This window comes from Pseudomonas sp. PAMC 26793, from assembly GCF_000313235.1.
In the GTDB taxonomy this organism is placed as follows: domain Bacteria; phylum Pseudomonadota; class Gammaproteobacteria; order Pseudomonadales; family Pseudomonadaceae; genus Aquipseudomonas; species Aquipseudomonas yamanorum.
In genome coordinates this window covers 462,644-480,246 of the sequence record NZ_AMXG01000023.1, presented here as the reverse complement: position 1 = coordinate 480,246, position 17,603 = coordinate 462,644, and the positions used below count along the sequence as shown (strand labels likewise).

Genomic DNA, 17,603 nt, shown 5'->3' with positions numbered 1-17,603 from the left:
GCATAGAGTTCGTGGTGCAAAAGTGCCATCGGCGCCGAAGCACCGCTCTTTCGTCCGCCTAATGCCCTGATTTCACTGGGGAAATCTTGCTGATAAGTTCCGCGCATTCTTCATCCTGAAAGGCCATGCGTTGGCGTCAGGCCGGGTGAGGCACCCGGCTTGTCCGGCTACGTCAGTTCAGCTTAGTCAGTGGCTGCCGGAATGTCCGAAGCCACCTGCACCGCGCTGGGTTTCGTCGAACTCTTCGACCAGCTCGAAGTGCGCCTGCACCACCGGCACAAGTACGAGTTGGGCAATACGCTCGCCAACGGCGATGTTGAACGCAGTCTGGCCACGGTTCCAGCACGACACCATCAACTCGCCCTGGTAGTCCGAGTCGATCAGGCCCACCAGGTTGCCGAGGACGATGCCGTGTTTGTGGCCCAGGCCGGAGCGCGGCAGGATCAGCGCCGCGAGGCCAGGGTCGCCTACGTAGATCGACAGGCCGGTCGGAATCAGAATGGTCTGGCCCGGCTCAAGCACGGTGTCCTGCTTGAGCATGGCGCGCAGGTCGAGGCCGGCGGAGCCTGGAGTGGCGTAGGCCGGCAGCGGGAATTCGTTGCCGATGCGTGGGTCGAGGATCTTGGCTTGCAAAGCGTGCATGGAAATTAAACCTGGTTCAGCCGTAGGGCGATAAAAGAGATCAGTTGGCGGGCAATCTTGCCCTTGCTGGTCTGGGCGAAAACGGTAGCGTGCAACTCGCGGTCGATCACGCTGATGGCATTTTCCTCGCTGTTGAAGCCGATGCTCGGGTTGGCGACATCGTTGGCGACAATCAGATCGAGGTTCTTGTCTTTCAATTTTCGTGCGGCGTAGTCCAGCAAATGCTCGGTTTCGGCAGCGAAGCCGACGCTGAACGGGCGGTCTTCACGGGTGGCGATGGTTGCCAGAATGTCCGGGTTGCGGACCATTTGCAGGAGCAGGCCGTCACCGCTTGTAGGGTCTTTCTTGAGTTTCTGTGGTGCAACCACTTCAGGGCGGTAGTCCGCTACCGCAGCCGAAGCGATAAACAGGTCGCAGGGAATCGCCGCTTCACAGGCCGCCAGCATGTCGCGGGCGCTGACTACGTCGATTCGGGTGACGCGATCCGGGGTCGGCAGATGCACCGGGCCGGTGATCAACGTCACACGGGCGCCTGCCTCGACCGCTGCTTCAGCCAGGGCAAAGCCCATTTTTCCTGAGCTATGGTTGGTGATGTAGCGCACCGGGTCGATGTTTTCCTGGGTCGGGCCGGCGGTGATCAACACGTGCTTGCCGGTCAGGGCCAGGTGCTGGAAGCAGTCGGCGGCGCACTGGGCGAGGTCGGTGGCTTCGAGCATGCGGCCAAGGCCCACGTCGCCGCAGGCCTGGCTGCCGGAGGCCGGGCCGAAGACCTTGAGGCCGCGGCTTTGCAGGAGTTGGGTGTTGGCCTGGGTGGCCGGGTCGCGCCACATGGCCTGGTTCATGGCCGGGGCGATCGCGACGGTGGCGTCGGTGGCCAGCACCAGGGTGGTCAGCAGGTCGTCGGCAATGCCTTGGGCCAGGCGGGCGATCAAGTCGGCGGTGGCCGGGGCGATCAGCACCAGGTCGGCCCATTTGGCCAGCTCGATGTGGCCCATGGCAGCTTCGGCTGCGGGGTCCAGCAGGTCGAGGTGAACCGGGTGGCCGGACAGGGCCTGCATGGTCAGTGGGGTAATGAATTCACTGCCGCCCCGGGTCATGACCACGCGTACTTCAGCGCCTTGGTCGAGGAGCCTGCGAACCAGCTCTGCGCTCTTGTAGGCGGCAATGCCGCCGCCGACGCCGAGAACGATGCGTTTCCGATACAGACGCTGCATTGGCTTGCCTTTCCAGTTCAGTGATGGCGTTGCGATGCCCCCTCCCCAGGTGAAATCGCACGCAAAAAGATGGCCTAAGATACCACAGCGTCCGCCATGCAACAGCGGCGCACATGCACACGGAGGTGCCATGAGTATTCGTGATTGGCCTGCGGCAGAGCGTCCGCGGGAGAAGTTGTTGGAGCTGGGCGCGGAGAATCTTTCCGACGCTGAATTGCTGGCGATTTTCCTGCGCACCGGGGTATCCGGTAAAAGTGCCGTGGACCTGGCGCGGCATCTGCTGGCGCAATTTGGCAGCTTGCGCGCGCTGATGGAGGCCAGGCAGATGGTGTTCAGCCAGCACCTGGGCCTGGGGCCGGCGAAGTTCGCCCAGCTTCAAGCCGTACTGGAAATGGCCCGCCGTCATTTGGCCGAGCGCCTACGCAGCGACTCGGTGCTGGAAAGTCCGGAGGCCGTGCGCGACTACCTCAAAGCGCTACTGCGCCATGAGCCTCACGAGATATTCGGCTGCCTGTTTCTCGACTCCAAACACCGGGTGCTGGGCTTCGAGAAGCTGTTTCAGGGCACCATCGACAACGCCATCGTCTATCCCCGGCAAGTGGTGAAGCGCGCGTTGGACTACAACGCTGCTGCGCTGATCCTGTGCCATAACCATCCTTCCGGCAGCGCCGAGCCCAGCATTGCTGATCGAAAACTGACCAGAGTGCTGCAAAAGACGTTGGAGATGGTGGACGTGCGTGTGCTGGACCACATCATTGTGGGGGAGGGTGATCCGCTGTCGATGGCGGAATATGGGTGGATGTAGGGGCTGGCACGCCAGCCCCTGGCAGGGTTCAGGGTTTGACGCTGACCTTGGAGTAATCCTGGCGCCCGAACGGGCTCACCTGATACCCCTCGACATTCTTGCGCGTCAGCGCAAACGCAGTCGGGTGCGCCAGTGGCAGCCACAGCGCCTGTTGCTGGATCTGCGCCTGGGCCTGCTGGTACAGCTTGCTGCGTACGCCTTGTTCGCTGGTGGTCTTGCCGGCGCTGATCAGCTTGTCCAGCGCAGGGTCGCAGTAGCGGGCGAAGTTGGTCCCGGACTTCACGGCCGCGCAGGAGAACTGCGGCGTCAGGAAGTTATCCGGGTCGCCGTTATCGCCGGCCCAGCCCATGAACAGCAGGTCGTGCTCGCCGGCCTTGGCGCGGCGGATCAGCTCGCCCCATTCGATCACGCGGATTTCAGCCTGGATGCCGACCTTGGCCAGGTCCGCTTGCAGCAGTTGTGCGCCCAGGCTCGGGTTCGGGTTCAGCAGGCTGCCCGACGGCCGGGTCCAGATGGTGGTCTTGAAACCATCCTTGAGCCCGGCGCGATCCAGTAGCTGCTTGGCCTTGGCGATGTCCTGCGGATAGCCCGGCAACTCTTTGGCGTAGCTCCAGGTATTGGGTGGGTACGGGCCGTTGGCGGCTTCAGCGGTGCCTTCGAATACCGCCTTGAGGTAGCTGGCCTTGTCGAAGGCCAGGTTGATTGCCTGACGGACTTCCGGCTTGTCCAGTGGCGGATGCTGGCTGTTGATGGCGACAAACGCGGTCATGAAGGCCGCCGTTTTCTCGATCTTCAGGTCGGCGTCTTTCTGGGCTGCATCGATATCCAGGGGCTTGGGCGACAAGGCGATCTGGCACTCGTCGCGCCGCAGTCTCTGCAGGCGCACGTTGGCGTCCGGGGTGATCGCAAAGATCAGGTTATCCACCGCAGGCTTGCCGGCGAAGTAGTCTGGGTTGGCCTTGTAGCGAATCGTTGCATCCTTCTGGAAACGTCCGAAAATAAACGGGCCGGTGCCGATAGGCTGGCTGTTGAGCTTCTCCGGGGTGCCGGCCTTGAGCAGTTTGTCGGCGTATTCTGCCGGGTAGATCGAGGCAAAGCCCATGCTTAACGCGGCGAGGAAGGTCGAATCGGCGTGGTCCAGGGTAAAGCGCACGGTCAGCGGGTCGAGGGCATCGATCTTCTTGATCAGTGTGGGTAACTGCAGGGACTGGGCGTGGGGGAAGCCGCTCTGGGCGATCTTGTGCCACGGGTTGGCCGGGTCGAGCATGCGCTCGAAGCTGAAGCGCACGTCTTCGGCGGTCAGGGTGCGGCTTGGGGTGAAGTATTCAGTGCGATGGAATTTCACATCCGGGTGCAGCTTGAAGGTGTAGGTCAGGCCGTCCGGCGACACTTCCCAGCTGTCCGCCAGGCTCGGGACCAGCTTGCCGCTGGCGGCGTCGAAGTCCACCAGGCGGTTCATCAATACGTCTGCCGAGGCGTTGGTGGTGGTCAGCGAGTTGTATTGCACCACGTCGAAGCCTTCGGGACTGGCTTCAGTGCAGACGCTCAGGGTGGTGGCCGCCTGGGCGTGTGCAGCAATAAAAAGAGGGGCTAGCAATAGCGGTAGGGCAGCGAGGCGCATATTCGGTTTCCTTTGCAGATCGAAGGCCCATCTGCGAGTGCAGTCTGGAAAAGTCCTACCGTAGTGGGCGGATTGACAAATGACTAGCCCATTTTTGCCTGTGCTTTTGCCTCAAATACTGTTTTGATGGCGCCTCAGGTCGTTTTGCCGAGCACTTTGCAGTGCGCGCGGGCGCTGTAAATCATTCTGTGCGACGAGCGGTTAGCTTCTATAGCGGCCCACCCTGGCAACGGTTCAGGCGTCCATAGCCTGGATTTACGCGTGTAAAAACACACGGCCTGTTGTTGCATTGGGGTCTTTCTGGTATAAAGCAGCGCTCTTTTCTAGGGGCCCGGTTCCTTCGCTAGTAGGTGTAGCCGGTAAGACCCTAAAGAAACGCGGCGCCTGGCGCCAAATGACTGAGAGATTAAGCGGCCAACCCATGCCGGGTTGGGCATGTGGTTTTAGAGGGCTGAGGCATGTCGAGAGTCTGTCAAGTTACCGGTAAGGGTCCGGTGACTGGGAATAACATTTCCCACGCAAACAACAAAACCCGTCGTCGTTTCCTGCCAAACCTGCAGCATCATCGCTTTTGGGTTGAAGAAGAGAAACGTTTTGTCCGTCTGCGCGTATCTGCCAAAGGCATGCGTGTTATCGACAAGCGTGGCATCACTGTCGTGCTGGCCGAACTGCGCCGCGACGGCAAAATCTAAGGAGCTAAATCATGCGTGAATTGATTCGAATGATCTCTAGCGCCGGTACTGGTCACTTCTACACTACCGACAAGAACAAGCGTACTACCCCGGACAAGCTCGAAAAGAAAATGTTCGACCCGCGCGTTCGCAAGCACGTGATCTACAAAGAAGGCAAAATCAAGTAATTGGTTTTCTTTCTTGTGAAAAAAAGCCCGTATCTCACGATGCGGGCTTTTTTTTGTGCCTGAAGAATTGATCAGGCCTTTTCTTCGAACACCACGTAGATCTTGCGGCAGGGTTCCAGCACTTCCCAGGTGCCGCTGAAACCGGCCGGAATCACGAAGCGGTCACCGGCCCGCAAGGTCTTGGCGTTGCCGTCGGCGTCGCGCAATACAGAGACGCCCTGCACGATCTCGCAGTACTCATGCTCGGTGTAATTGACCTTCCACTGCCCGACTTCACCTTCCCAGACCCCGGCGCTCATCTGGCCGCACGGACTGTTGTAGTGGTTGTAGACGGTTTGCTCAGGGTCGCCCTTGAGGATTTTCTCCGCGGCCGGACGGTAGCGGTCAGGCTCGGTCCTGGCCTGGCTGAAGTCGACGATATTCTGGATGTTCATGGGCGTGTCCCGTCTGGCCTGCGGTTGGAGAGCTCAAAGTCTATGTTTATTAAAATGAACATCGCAAGGGCGTTTGCTGCCGTTATGTCAAATATATTGAAACATCCATCGCCGCTGGTTTAGGGTGGCAGCTGCCTTGAGCCGAACAGCTGGCTGGCCGGGCAAGCATTCTTCGAAGGTGCCTGGGTACATTTGCCCGGCCCTTGTATTCAATAAGAGGAGGACACTCGCATGACCACCCTGACCCGTGCCGACTGGGAACAACGCGCCAAGGATCTGAAGATCGAAGGCCGCGCCTACATCAATGGCGAATACACCGCTGCTGTTTCCGGCGACACGTTCGAATGCCTGAGCCCGGTCGATGGCCGCCTGCTGGCCACCGTTGCCAGCTGTGACGTCGCCGACGCCCAGCGCGCGGTTGAAAACGCCCGCGCCACCTTCAATTCCGGTGCCTGGTCGCGCCTGGCGCCAGCCAAGCGCAAAGCCACCATGATCCGTTTCGCCGGCTTGCTCAAGGCCAACGCCGAAGAGCTGGCACTGCTTGAAACCCTGGACATGGGCAAGCCGATCAGCGACTCCCTGAACATCGACGTTCCTGGCGCGGCGCAAGCCCTGAGCTGGAGCGGCGAGGCCATCGACAAAATCTACGACGAAGTCGCAGCCACTCCCCACGACCAGCTTGGCCTGGTGACCCGTGAGCCCGTCGGCGTTGTCGCGGCCATCGTGCCGTGGAACTTCCCGCTGATGATGGCCTGCTGGAAACTCGGGCCGGCGCTGTCCACCGGTAACTCGGTGATCCTCAAGCCGTCTGAAAAGTCGCCGCTGACCGCCATCCGTATCGCCGAGCTGGCGGTTGAAGCCGGTATCCCGAAAGGCGTGTTCAACGTACTGCCGGGTTATGGCCACACCGTGGGTAACGCCCTGGCGCTGCACATGGACGTCGACACCCTGGTGTTCACCGGTTCCACCAAGATCGCCAAGCAACTGCTGATTCGCTCCGGCGAGTCGAACATGAAGCGCGTCTGGCTGGAAGCCGGCGGCAAGAGCCCGAACATCGTGTTTGCCGATGCCCCGGACCTGCAAGCCGCCGCCGAATCCGCGGCCGGCGCCATCGCCTTCAACCAGGGCGAAGTGTGCACCGCCGGTTCGCGCCTGCTGGTGGAGCGTTCCATCAAGGATAAATTCCTGCCGCTGGTAATCGAGGCCCTCAAGGCCTGGAAACCGGGCAACCCGCTGGACCCGGCCACCACGGTGGGCGCGCTGGTGGATACCCAGCAGATGAACACCGTGCTGTCGTACATCGAAGCCGGGCATGCCGATGGCGCCAAGCTGGTGGCCGGCGGCAAGCGCACGCTGCAGGAAAGCGGTGGCACCTATGTCGAGCCAACGATTTTCGACGGCGTGACCAACGCCATGAAGATCGCCCAGGAAGAAATCTTCGGCCCCGTGCTGTCGGTGATTGCCTTCGACAGCGTGGAAGAAGCCATTGCGATCGCCAACGACACCCAATACGGCCTGGCCGCTGCGGTGTGGACGTCGAACATCTCCAAGGCGCACCTGACCGCCAAGGCACTGCGTGCCGGTAGCGTTTGGGTCAACCAGTACGATGGCGGCGACATGACCGCTCCGTTCGGTGGTTTCAAGCAGTCGGGTAACGGCCGCGACAAGTCGCTGCACGCGTTCGACAAGTACACCGAGCTGAAGGCGACCTGGATCAAGTTGTAAGCTCCAGCAACACCGCCGTAAAAAATGTGGGAGCGGGCTTGCTCGCGAATGAGGTAGCACAGTCGCTGATGTATTGACTGGTACACCGCATTCGCGAGCAAGCCCGCTCCCACACTGTTTTGTGTGATCTCCAAATCATCCACAGGAGCGTGGAAATGCGTTGGGCGACCTATTTCGCCGTGTTGGCGTCGGTCTTGAGCGTGGGCCTGGCCTTGGGCGTGAGCATGCCGCTGGTGTCCCTGCGCCTGGAAAGCTGGGGCTACGGCAGCTTCGCCATTGGCGTGATGGCGGCGATGCCGGCCTTTGGTGTGCTGCTGGGTGCCAAGGTCTCCAGCGGCCTGGCCTCGCGCCTGGGCACGGCCAACCTGATGCGCCTGTGCCTGTGGGCCGGGGCGATTTCCATCGGCTTGCTGGCGGTATTGCCCAGCTACCCGGTATGGCTGGTGCTGCGGCTGATGATCGGGGTGATCCTGACCATCGTATTCATCCTCGGCGAAAGCTGGATCAATCAACTGGTGATCGAGCGCTGGCGCGGCCGTCTGGTGGCGCTGTATGGCTGTAGCTATGCCTTGAGCCAACTGTCGGGCCCGTTGCTGCTGGGCGCGCTGGGTACGGACAACGACATTGGGTTCTGGGTGGGCGTTGGTCTGCTGACGTTCTCGCCGATCCTGCTGCTGGGCCGCTCCGGGGCGCCCACCGCCGAGTCCTTCAGCGTGACCTTCAGCGACCTGCTGCGCTTCTGCCAGGGCTTGCCGGCGATTGCCTGGGCGGTGGCGTTATTCGCCGCGTTCGAGGCGATGATTCTGACGTTGTTGCCGGTTTATTGCCTGCAACAGGGCTTCACCGCCGAGATTGCCCTGGCGATGGTCAGCACGGTGGTGGTCGGTGATGCGTTGCTGCAACTGCCGATTGGCGCGCTGGCGGACTACCTGCCTCGACGCACGCTGTTTCTCGGCTGCGCGCTGATGCTGCTGGCGACGAGCCTGGCAATTCCGCTGTTGCTGGATACGCTGCTGATCTGGCCGGTGTGGGTGCTGTTCGGGGCCAGTGCCGGCGGGTTGTTCACCCTGTCGCTGATCCTGATTGGCGAGCGCTACCGTGACGACGCGCTGGTGCGCGCCAATGCGCATATCGCGCAGCTGTGGGGCATTGGTTGCCTGATCGGCCCACTGGTGGCCGGTGCCGGCAGCCAGTGGGTCAGCGGGCATGCGTTGCCGCTGTTGATGGCGGCGGGGGCGCTGGGGTTGGTGATTCTGTTGCTGCGCCAAGGTGCATTCGGCGCCACCCAGCCGGCCTGAACTTGAAATGCGAACAACTGTGTGGCTTGCCTGCGATAGCGAAGTGTCAGCTTGTGCATCCTGTGCCTGAGACTCCGCAATCGCGGGCAAGCCCGGCTCCCACAGGGCTCTGCGCTGTTCTTAAAGCATGCGTTCCAGCCCGACGGATGTGGCAAACCAGGCATTGAACCGGCGCCACCAACTGCTCGGCTCGCGGGTCAGGGTGTGCAGTTGGCCGTTGTCTTCGGTCACCCACACCACCTTGCCGTCCTGCAGTTTCGCCTGATAACTCAAAGGCGGCGCCATACCTTCCAGGGCCAGGTTGCGCACGTGCTCCGCCAGCTCAGGGCTGTCCACCAGCACCCCGACTTCGGTGTTCCACAGCACCGAGCGTGGGTCGAAGTTGAATGAGCCGATAAAGGACTTCTCCCGGTCAAAGATGATCGCCTTGCTGTGCAGGCTGGAATCCGAGCCGTGGAAAGTGCCTTTGCGGAACAGATGAGGGCCGCTGCCGCCGCCGTCTCCCGGCTGGCGGCGCAATTCGTAGAGCTTTACCCCGTGCTCCAGCAGCGCCTTGCGGTAGGGCGCATAGCCACCGTGCACGGCGGGCACGTCGGTGGCTTCCAGGGAGTTGGTCAGCAGGCTCACCGAGACGCCGGCGTCCGCACGACCGGTCAGGTACACCAGCCCGGGCTGCCCGGGCACGAAGTAAGCCGAAATCATCATCAGCTCGTGGCTGACACCTTCCAGCTCCGGTGCCAGTTGGGTGGTCAGCAGCAGCCGTGGATCCGGATCGGCCTTGGCCAGCACCTTGCTCGGCGCATCCCACAGTGCCTGGTTCCAGGCCCAGATCAATTCTCGGCGCCAGATGTCCATGCGCGGTTGGGTCTTGTAAGTGCGCAGGCGGTTGTACAGGGCATGGTTTTGCTGGCGTGATTGCGCGAGGGATTCCTCCAGGCTTACGCGGGCGCTGGCGAGGTCGCCTTTGGAGGCGCTGCTGACGAAATCGCCAATGGGCTTGCTCAACGCACTGTTCCAGTACTGATCGAAACTGTGGCCCAGTTGTTCGGCCACCGGGCCTACGCTGAGCATGTCGATATCGGTGAAGTTGAGGTCGGGTTCGGCGTCGAAATACTCATCCCCCAGGTTGCGACCGCCGACGATGGCCACGCTGTTGTCCGCCAGCCACAACTTGTTGTGCATGCGCCGGTGTTGCAGCGACAGGTCGAACAGCCGTGCCATGGCCCGGGTCACACCGGTGCTGCGGCCCAGGTGCAGCGGGTTGAACAGGCGAATCTGGATCTGCGGGTGGGCGGCGAGGGTGGCGATGATCTGGTCCAGGCCGTCGCTGGTGGTGTCGTCCAGCAGGATGCGCACGCGCACGCCACGGTCGGCGGCCTTGAGCAGTTCATCCACGAGCATCCGCGTACTGATGCCGTCGTGGACGATGTAGTACTGCAAGTCGAGGCTGGTCTGGGCGTTGCGGATCAGTTCGGCGCGGGCCATGAAGGCTTCGCTGCTGTTGGGCAGCAGGCGGAAACCGGAGCGGCCTTTGTACGGCGCGGCCTGGGCCTGGATCGAGCGGCCGAAGGACGACTCGCTGGCCGGCAGCGCCTCGCTGGGTGTGCGCGGCTGGTCGATGGTTGCGCAGCCGCCCAGGGCCAGGATGCCCAGCAGGAAAAACGGTAATAGCCGTTGGGTCATCAATGACATGGGTTCCGAGTCAGGGCGATTGTCGGCATATGACGGTTATTTCCCGCAAAAGGTCAGTCCACCGCTTCGGCCAGTAACCTGATGGCGGTTGCGCCGACCTTGCGCACGGCCTCTTCAATCTGCGGCGTCGGTTTGGCAGCGTAGTTCATGCGCAAACAATTCCGGTACTTGCCGGAGGCGGAAAAGATACTTCCCACGGCAATCTGTACAGCTTCATCCACCAGCAGCCGGTTGAGCTTCAGGGTGTCGAAGCCTTCCGGCAGCTCCACCCACAGCATGAAACTGCCCTGTGGACGACTGGCGCGGGTGCCCGCCGGGAAATAGCGGCTGACCCAATCGAGCATCAGGTCGCGATTACGCTGGTATTGCGTACGCATCCGGCGCAAATGCGGTTCGAAATGTCCACTTTTCAGAAACTCGGCAATCGCGATCTGCGGCTGGGTCGCGGTGGCGCCGGTGCTGATGTATTTCATGTGCAGGACGCGCTCGAGGTAACGACCGGGTGCTACCCAGCCAATCCGCAGGCCGGGCGCCAGGGTTTTCGAGAAGGAACTGCACAGTACGACGCGGCCATCTTCGTCGAAGGACTTGATGGTACGTGGGCGCGGGTAGCTGTAGGCCAGTTCGCCATACACATCGTCTTCGATGATTGCCACGTCGAAGCGCTGGGCCAGGGTCAGCAGCGCGCGTTTACGCGACTCCGGCATGATGTAGCCCAGTGGGTTGTTGCAGTTGGGGGTCAGCTGGATGACTTTGATTGGCCACTGCTCCAGCGCCAGTTCCAGCGCTTCCAGGCTGATACCCGTGAGTGGGTCGGTGGGGATTTCCAGGGCTTTCATGCCCAGGCCTTTCAGGGTCTGCATGGCGCCATGGAAGCTTGGCGAGTCGACGGCAACGATGTCGCCCGGTTCGCAGATGGCGTGAATGCTCGCGGACAGCGCTTCGTGGCAACCGGTGGTGATCACCAGATCCTGGGGCGTCAGTTGGCAGCCTGAATCGAGCATCAGGCGTGCGATCTGTTCGCGCAGCTCCAGGTTGCCGTGGATGGTGTCGTAATACAGCCCTGGCATGTCTTGGCGGCGGCTGATCCGGGCGAGGCTGCGCAACAGGGGTTTCATGGTCGGCGACAATACATCCGGCATACCCCGACCCAACTGTATGGTGTCTTTGCGTGGCACTGCGCGGATCAGTTCCAGCACCTGGTCCCACTGGGAAATCTCCACCGGGCGCTGGGCCGGGCGGCCGACGGCGGGCAGTGCGGGCAAGTCGCGGCCCACGGGTACGAAGTAGCCGGATTTGGGTTTTGGCATCGCCAGACCGTTGTCTTCCAGCATCCGGTAGGCCTGCTGCACGGTGCTCAGGCTCACTCCGTGCTCCACACTCAAGGCCCGCACTGACGGCAATCGATCGCCCGGGCGATAGAAGCCCTGCTCAATGCGCGTGCCCAGCAGTTCGGCGAGATTGACGTATAGGGTCATGGAGATGCTTCCCGGCTACCAGTACAGATAGGCTGAAAATACAGGATTCAGCCGCCAATAGGCAGTATCTGTATGGATTTAATACTGGGTGGTTGAATCTGTCATGGTTTCGCGCATCGGCTCATCCTACGTACTCATGGCAATACGCAAATGAGGGGCAGGAAAAATGAGCGGGTTGAGTGATGTGCGGTTGGCGTTACACGGTCAGGAACTGGAAGCCGGGCAGGAGCGGCGCATGGCGGCGCGGACCACGGCCCCCGCACTCAGCTCGTGGGCGTTGTTCTGGCACCGTATGCAGACGCGCAAGACCTTGCTGGAGCTGACCCCTGAGCAACTGCGAGACGTGGGCCTGAGTGTCGATCAGGCGCGCCATGAAGGATTGAAACCCTTCTGGCGCGGTTGATTCAGACCAGTTCCTTCAATCGGTGCCAGAGCATTCCCAGCGCCAGCAGCGGCGAGCGCAGATGCTTGCCGCCCGGGAAGGTGATGTGCGGCACCTTCGCAAACAGATCGAACCGCCCGCTTTGCTGGCCGCTGATGGCTTCGCCCAGCAGTTTGCCCGCCAGGTGGGTGGCATTGAGGCCGTGGCCAGCATACGCCTGGGCGAAATACACATTGGGTTGGTCGGCCAGCCGGCCAATCTGCGGCAGGCGGTTGGCGCCGATGCCAATCATGCCGCCCCACTGGTAATCGATTTTCACGCTGGCCAGTTGTGGGAATACCTGCAGCATTTTCGGACGCATGTAGGCGCCGATGTCCTTCGGATCCCGTCCGGAATAATGGCAGGCACCCCCGAACAACAAGCGTCGGTCGGCGGACAGCCGGAAGTAGTCCACCGTCACCCGCTGGTCGCACACCGCCATGTTTTGCGGCAGCAACTCGGCTGCCTGGGCTTCGCTCAACGGCTCGGTGGCGATGATGTAGCTGCCGGCGGGCAGCACCTTGCCGCTCAGGTGCGGGTTGAGGCCGTTCAAATAAGCGTTGCAGCCCAGCACCAGGGTCTTGGCGCGTACATTGCCCTGGGCGGTGTGAACATTGACCTCCGGGCCGTAATCGATGCGCACCGCTTCGGAATGCTCGAACAGCTGGACGCCCAACTGTTGTGCAGCCGCTGCTTCACCGAGGGCCAGGTTCAGAGGGTGCAAGTGGCCGGAGCCCATGTCGATCATGCCGCCCACATAGCGGTTGGAGCCGATCACGCCGGGCATCTCGCTGGCTTGCAGCAGGCGTACTTCATGGCGATAACCGAGGCTTCGCAGTTCTTCGGCGTCAGCGGCCAAGTGCTCCAGGTCGCGGGGTTTGTTGGCCAGGTCGCAGTAGCCCCAGGTCAGGTCGCAGGCAATCTGCGAACGTTCGACCCGTTGGCGTACGATTTCCACGGCTTCCAGGCCCATCAGTTTCATCTGGTGCACGCCCTCGCTGCCGATGACGTTGGTGAACTGATCCAGGCCGTGACCGACGCCGCGAATCAGTTGCCCGCCATTGCGCCCGCTGGCGCCCCAGGCGATCTTGCGGGCTTCCAGCAGGACCACGCTGAAACCCCGTTCTACCAGTTCCAGGGCGGTGTTGAGCCCCGAAAAGCCGCCGCCGACCACGCACACATCGGCCACGATTTCACCTGTCAGCACCGGATAATCAGGCTGCGGGAAACTGCTGGCGGCGTAGTAGGAATTGGCGTGCCGGGCGCTGGCGGTCATGGGGAGCATCCCTGTTTGGAAAATTTGACGCAGGATACAGCGGTCGGGCGAAGCTGTCTCACCGGGGGCTTTTAGGGCAGAATCCACGCCTATTCGCCGTTCGGTCCCTGTGTCGATGAGTTGCAACAGTCAGAAAGTCAACGCGCTGCGCCGGCAGATTCCCTCGTTCGAGTGCGTCCCGGGTTGCCACGACTGCTGCGGGCCGGTGACCACGTCCCCCGAGGAAATGTCGCGCCTGCCGCGCAAGACCGCTGCCGAGCAGGAAGCGGCGATGGATGAACTCAACTGCGTGCACCTCGGCCCCAATGGCTGCACCGTGTACGACGAGCGCCCGCTGATTTGCCGGCTGTTCGGCACCACGCCGACCTTGCCATGCCCAAACGACCGCCGCCCGGTGGAGTTGATCCACCCACGGGTGGAAAAGCAGATTCACGCGTACATGGCGTCGACGCGTCAGGTATTGGTCTAGCGGATGTCCCCGATCAACTAGTGTGGGAGCGGGCTTGCTCGCGAATGCGGTGGATCAGTGGATATAGGGTTGGCTGGCATGCCGACTTCGCGAGCAAGCCCGCTCCCACATTGGCCTGTGGTGCTGTCTTAATCCGGGATCGGCAGGTTCAGGCTCTCTTTCACCTCTTCCATCACGATGTAGCTCTTGGACTCCCTTACGTGGGGCAGCTTGAGCAGGATATCGCCGAGCAATTTGCGGTACGACGCCATCTCCGAGATTCGCGCCTTCACCAGGTAGTCGAAATCCCCCGACACCAGGTGGCACTCCAGCACGTGGGGCAGTTTCAGCACGGCACGTCGGAACTCTTCAAAGGTGTCGCCGGACTTGTAGTCGAGGCTGATCTCGACAAACACCAGCAGGCTGCCCTTCAAGTGCTGCGGATTAAGCCGGGCGTTGTAGCCCATGATGATCCCTTCGCGCTCAAGGCGCCGGACCCGCTCGGTGCATGGCGTGGTCGACAGGCCGACCTTTTCCCCCAGCTCGGTAAACGAAATTCGCCCGTCTGCCTGCAGGATGCGCAGGATGTTGCGGTCGATCTTGTCCAGCTCCCGCTTGGTTTGAGTGTTGGTCCGCATAGGGGATGCTCCTCCGTGAAAAGGGTTTTTGCCGAGAATTGTCGCCAAATATAGGCAGTTATATAGTGAAATGCACTGGTGATTGCTTTTTATACTGCCCACATCTTTGTGCTGAACAACAAACGTCAGCGGTCAAGCCGTGATGAGGGAATAAAAATGCGCGTTCTGGTCTTGGGTAGCGGTGTCATTGGCGTGGCCAGTGCCTACTATTTGGCACGAGCTGGTTTTGAAGTGGTCGTGGTCGACCGTCAGCCGGCTGTGGCCATGGAGACCAGTTTCGCCAACGCCGGGCAGATCTCGCCGGGCTACGCCTCGCCCTGGGCTGCACCAGGTGTGCCGCTCAAGGCCATCAAATGGCTACTGGAGCGCCACGCACCCCTGGCGATTAAGGCCACCGCCGACATCGACCAATACCTGTGGATGGCGCAGATGTTGCGCAACTGCACCGCCAGCCGTTATGCGGTGAACAAGGAGCGCATGGTGCGCCTGTCCGAGTACAGTCGCGACTGCATCGATGAGCTGCGCGCCGAGACGGGCATTGCCTACGAAGGCCGCACCCTGGGGACTACCCAGCTGTTCCGTACCCAGGCCCAGCTGGACGGTGCCGCCAAGGACATCGCCGTGTTGAAAGAGTCTGGCGTGCCTTACGAGCTACTGGACCGCGCCGGCATTGCCCGGGTTGAACCAGCCCTGGCCAGCGTTACGGATATCCTCGCCGGTGCCCTGCGCCTGCCGAACGACCAGACCGGCGACTGTCAGATGTTTACCACCCGCCTTGCCGACATGTGCAAGCAACTGGGTGTCGAATTCCGCTTCGAGCAAGACATCCAGCGCCTGGACTACGCCGGTGACCGGATCAACGGCGTGTGGATCGACGGCAAACTGGAAACTGCCGACCGCTACGTGCTGGCCCTCGGCAGCTACTCGCCGAAGCTGCTCAAGCCACTGGGGATCAAGGCGCCGGTGTACCCGCTCAAGGGCTACTCGATGACCGTGCCGATCACCAATGCGGCGATGGCCCCGACTTCGACCATTCTCGACGAGACCTACAAGGTCGCGATCACCCGTTTCGACAACCGTATCCGCGTCGGTGGCATGGCTGAAATAGCCGGTTTTGACCTGTCGCTGAACCCACGCCGGCGGGAAACCCTGGAGATGATCGTCAACGACCTTTATCCTCAGGGCGGTGATTTGAGCCAGGCCAGTTTCTGGACCGGCCTGCGCCCGACCACGCCAGACGGCACGCCGATTGTCGGTGCTACCCCGTTCAAAAACCTGTTCCTGAACACCGGTCACGGCACCCTCGGTTGGACCATGGCTTGTGGCTCTGGTCGTTTGCTGGCCGATTTGATGGCGAAGAAAACTCCGCAAATCAGTGCCGAAGGCCTCGATATTTCCCGTTATAGCAACCACCAGGAGTCCGCAAAACATGTCAATCCAGCGCCAGCTCACCAATGAGCGCATGAGCCAGATCGTTGTTCACAGCGGTACCGTGTATCTGGCAGGGCAGGTCGGCGACGACATGAGTGCCGGGATTGAACAGCAGACCCGCGAAACCCTCGTCAATATCGAGCGTTTGCTGGACCTGGCCGGTACCGACAAGACCAAGCTGCTGTCGGTGACCATCTACCTGAAAGACATCGACGCCGATTTCGCCGGAATGAACGCGGTATGGGACAGGTGGCTGCCAAAAGGCGTCGCGCCGGCCCGTGCCACGGTTGAAGCGAAACTCTGCGAACCGGAAATCCTGGTGGAGCTGTCGGTTGTGGCCGCTCTGCCTTAAGCAAAACTCCTCTCCCGGTGCCCGCGCAGTCAGTGGGTGCCGGTTTTTTCTTCCAATTGCCGCCTAGAAGCCTGCCGCCATGCGTCCTGCCCGTGCCCTGATCGACCTCCAAGCCCTGCGCCATAACTACCAACTGGCCCGTGAAGTCACGGGTGGGGCCAAGGCCCTCGCCGTGATCAAGGCCGATGCCTACGGCCATGGTGCCGTGCGCGTTGCTCAGGCGCTGGAAGCCGAGGCGGACGGGTTTGCCGTGGCCTGCATCGAGGAAGCGCTGGAACTGCGGGCCGCCGGCATTCGCGGGCCGGTGTTGTTGTTGGAAGGTTTTTTCGAAGCCGACGAGCTGCCGCTGATCATCGAGCATGATTTCTGGTGCGTGGTGCATTCGCTGTGGCAACTCGACGCGATCGAACAGGCGCAGTTCAGCAAGCCGCTGACCGTTTGGCTCAAGCTTGATTCGGGCATGCACCGTGTCGGCTTGCACCCCAAGGATTATCACGACGCTTACCAGCGCCTGCTGGCCAGCGGCAAAGTCGCGAAGATCGTGCTGATGAGCCACTTCGCCCGTGCCGATGAGCTGGACAGCACCAGCAGCGAAGAGCAAGTCGCGGTGTTTGAAGCGGCGCGCCAGGGCTTGTCGGCCCAGGTCAGCCTGCGCAATTCGCCGTCGGTGCTGGGCTGGCCGAACGTGTCCAGTGACTGGGTACGCCCGGGCATCATGCTCTACGGCGCCACGCCGTTTGGCGAAGACCAGGCCATCGCCGCGCGCTTGCAGCCGGTGATGACCCTCGAATCGAAAGTCATCTGCGTACGTGAACTGCCGGCCGGCGAGCCGGTGGGCTACGGCGCCAAGTTCATCACCCCGAAACCGATGCGCGTCGGCGTGGTTGCCATGGGGTACGCCGACGGCTACCCGCGCCACGCGCCAACCGGCACCCCGGTGTTGGTGGCCGGCCAGCGCAGCCAGTTGCTGGGCCGGGTGTCGATGGACATGCTGTGTATCGACCTGACTGACGTGCCCCAGGCCGGGCTCGGCTCCACCGTCGAGTTGTGGGGCAAAAACATCCTCGCCAGTGACGTTGCCACCGCCGCCGACACCATTCCCTACCAGATCTTCTGCAACCTGCGGCGGGTGCCACGCCTCTATTCCGGCGCTTGAGCGGCACCCACGAATGGCAGATCCCGGGATTTAGGCCAAAGTGTTGTAAATACTGAACGCTGTCGCCATGATAACGCTCAATTACAACAACGCCTGAATCCTAGGAGGCTCCT

General features: G+C 61.7%; 18 protein-coding genes. 10 read left to right on the top strand and 8 right to left on the bottom strand.

Translation table 11 applies throughout. The features are described 5' to 3' along the window. Window positions 1-186 precede the first annotated feature (186 nt). Window positions 187-642 (bottom strand): dUTP diphosphatase, encoded by a 456-nt coding sequence (gene dut, locus D109_RS0109625; RefSeq protein WP_003213270.1) that lies wholly within the window; start codon window positions 640-642, stop codon window positions 187-189. Window positions 643-647: 5 nt separating this feature from the next. After that, complete coding sequence (gene coaBC / locus D109_RS0109620) at window positions 648-1,856, bottom strand: bifunctional phosphopantothenoylcysteine decarboxylase/phosphopantothenate--cysteine ligase CoaBC (RefSeq protein WP_017476702.1); 1,209 nt, start codon at window positions 1,854-1,856, stop codon at window positions 648-650. Window positions 1,857-1,986: 130 nt separating this feature from the next. On the opposite strand from coaBC, the gene radC reads away from it, so the two are divergent. Further along, on the top strand, window positions 1,987-2,661 hold the full coding sequence (gene radC / locus D109_RS0109615) for a DNA repair protein RadC (protein ID WP_017476701.1): 675 nt from the start codon (window positions 1,987-1,989) through the stop codon (window positions 2,659-2,661). 28 nt (window positions 2,662-2,689) lie between these two features. Here the strand turns inward: radC and D109_RS0109610 are convergent, their stop codons facing one another. Further along, a complete protein-coding gene (locus tag D109_RS0109610) occupies window positions 2,690-4,282 on the bottom strand; it encodes an ABC transporter substrate-binding protein (RefSeq protein WP_017476700.1) in 1,593 nt (530 codons plus the stop codon). A gap of 458 nt (window positions 4,283-4,740) precedes the next feature. Between D109_RS0109610 and rpmB the strand changes: the two genes are divergently transcribed. Next, the gene (rpmB, locus tag D109_RS0109605) at window positions 4,741-4,974 is read left to right on the top strand and encodes a 50S ribosomal protein L28 (RefSeq protein ID WP_003213263.1); all 234 of its coding nucleotides are present in this window, start codon (window positions 4,741-4,743) and stop codon (window positions 4,972-4,974) included. A gap of 11 nt (window positions 4,975-4,985) precedes the next feature. Continuing rightward, window positions 4,986-5,141, top strand: coding sequence for a 50S ribosomal protein L33 (gene rpmG, locus D109_RS0109600; protein ID WP_003176906.1), 156 nt, complete (start codon window positions 4,986-4,988; stop codon window positions 5,139-5,141). A gap of 71 nt (window positions 5,142-5,212) precedes the next feature. Here the strand turns inward: rpmG and D109_RS0109595 are convergent, their stop codons facing one another. Continuing rightward, entirely contained in the window at window positions 5,213-5,575 is a 363-nt protein-coding gene (locus tag D109_RS0109595; protein WP_003213261.1) for a cupin domain-containing protein, read from the bottom strand. A gap of 231 nt (window positions 5,576-5,806) precedes the next feature. On the opposite strand from D109_RS0109595, the gene D109_RS0109590 reads away from it, so the two are divergent. Both D109_RS0109590 and D109_RS0109585 read left to right on the top strand, forming a co-directional pair. Then, complete coding sequence (locus tag D109_RS0109590; RefSeq protein ID WP_017476698.1) at window positions 5,807-7,300, top strand: aldehyde dehydrogenase; 1,494 nt, start codon at window positions 5,807-5,809, stop codon at window positions 7,298-7,300. Window positions 7,301-7,455: 155 nt separating this feature from the next. Continuing rightward, on the top strand, window positions 7,456-8,598 hold the full coding sequence (locus D109_RS0109585; RefSeq protein ID WP_017476697.1) for an MFS transporter: 1,143 nt from the start codon (window positions 7,456-7,458) through the stop codon (window positions 8,596-8,598). Between the two features lie 120 nt (window positions 8,599-8,718). On the opposite strand, the gene D109_RS0109580 is transcribed toward D109_RS0109585, so the two are convergent. Both D109_RS0109580 and D109_RS0109575 read right to left on the bottom strand, forming a co-directional pair. Further along, window positions 8,719-10,281: a phospholipase D family protein gene (locus D109_RS0109580; protein WP_017476696.1), complete on the bottom strand. Its 1,563-nt coding sequence runs from the start codon at window positions 10,279-10,281 to the stop codon at window positions 8,719-8,721. 62 nt (window positions 10,282-10,343) lie between these two features. Then, complete coding sequence (locus D109_RS0109575) at window positions 10,344-11,768, bottom strand: PLP-dependent aminotransferase family protein (protein WP_017476695.1); 1,425 nt, start codon at window positions 11,766-11,768, stop codon at window positions 10,344-10,346. A 166-nt stretch (window positions 11,769-11,934) separates the two neighbouring features. Between D109_RS0109575 and D109_RS0109570 the strand changes: the two genes are divergently transcribed. Further along, entirely contained in the window at window positions 11,935-12,171 is a 237-nt protein-coding gene (locus D109_RS0109570) for a DUF1127 domain-containing protein (protein ID WP_017476694.1), read from the top strand. A gap of 1 nt (window position 12,172) precedes the next feature. On the opposite strand, the gene D109_RS0109565 is transcribed toward D109_RS0109570, so the two are convergent. After that, entirely contained in the window at window positions 12,173-13,465 is a 1,293-nt protein-coding gene (locus D109_RS0109565) for an FAD-binding oxidoreductase (RefSeq protein WP_017476693.1), read from the bottom strand. A 115-nt stretch (window positions 13,466-13,580) separates the two neighbouring features. Here D109_RS0109565 and D109_RS0109560 point away from each other — a divergent pair, with 115 nt between their 5' ends. Then, on the top strand, window positions 13,581-13,934 hold the full coding sequence (locus D109_RS0109560) for a YkgJ family cysteine cluster protein (RefSeq protein WP_003208747.1): 354 nt from the start codon (window positions 13,581-13,583) through the stop codon (window positions 13,932-13,934). Between the two features lie 128 nt (window positions 13,935-14,062). Here D109_RS0109560 and D109_RS0109555 read toward each other — a convergent pair whose 3' ends face one another. Continuing rightward, window positions 14,063-14,551, bottom strand: coding sequence for an Lrp/AsnC ligand binding domain-containing protein (locus D109_RS0109555; RefSeq protein ID WP_003206849.1), 489 nt, complete (start codon window positions 14,549-14,551; stop codon window positions 14,063-14,065). A gap of 156 nt (window positions 14,552-14,707) precedes the next feature. Between D109_RS0109555 and dadA the strand changes: the two genes are divergently transcribed. From dadA to alr, 3 genes are all read left to right on the top strand, one after another. After that, a complete protein-coding gene (gene dadA, locus D109_RS0109550) occupies window positions 14,708-16,009 on the top strand; it encodes a D-amino acid dehydrogenase (RefSeq protein ID WP_017476692.1) in 1,302 nt (433 codons plus the stop codon). Further along, the gene (locus tag D109_RS0109545; protein ID WP_017476691.1) at window positions 15,981-16,334 is read left to right on the top strand and encodes a RidA family protein; all 354 of its coding nucleotides are present in this window, start codon (window positions 15,981-15,983) and stop codon (window positions 16,332-16,334) included. The genes dadA and D109_RS0109545 overlap by 29 nt, the downstream gene beginning before the upstream one ends. 79 nt (window positions 16,335-16,413) lie before the next feature. Then, window positions 16,414-17,490 carry an alanine racemase gene (alr, locus tag D109_RS0109540; RefSeq protein WP_017476690.1) on the top strand — a complete coding sequence of 359 codons (1,077 nt, stop codon included), beginning with the start codon at window positions 16,414-16,416 and terminating at the stop codon, window positions 17,488-17,490. Window positions 17,491-17,603 lie beyond the last annotated feature (113 nt).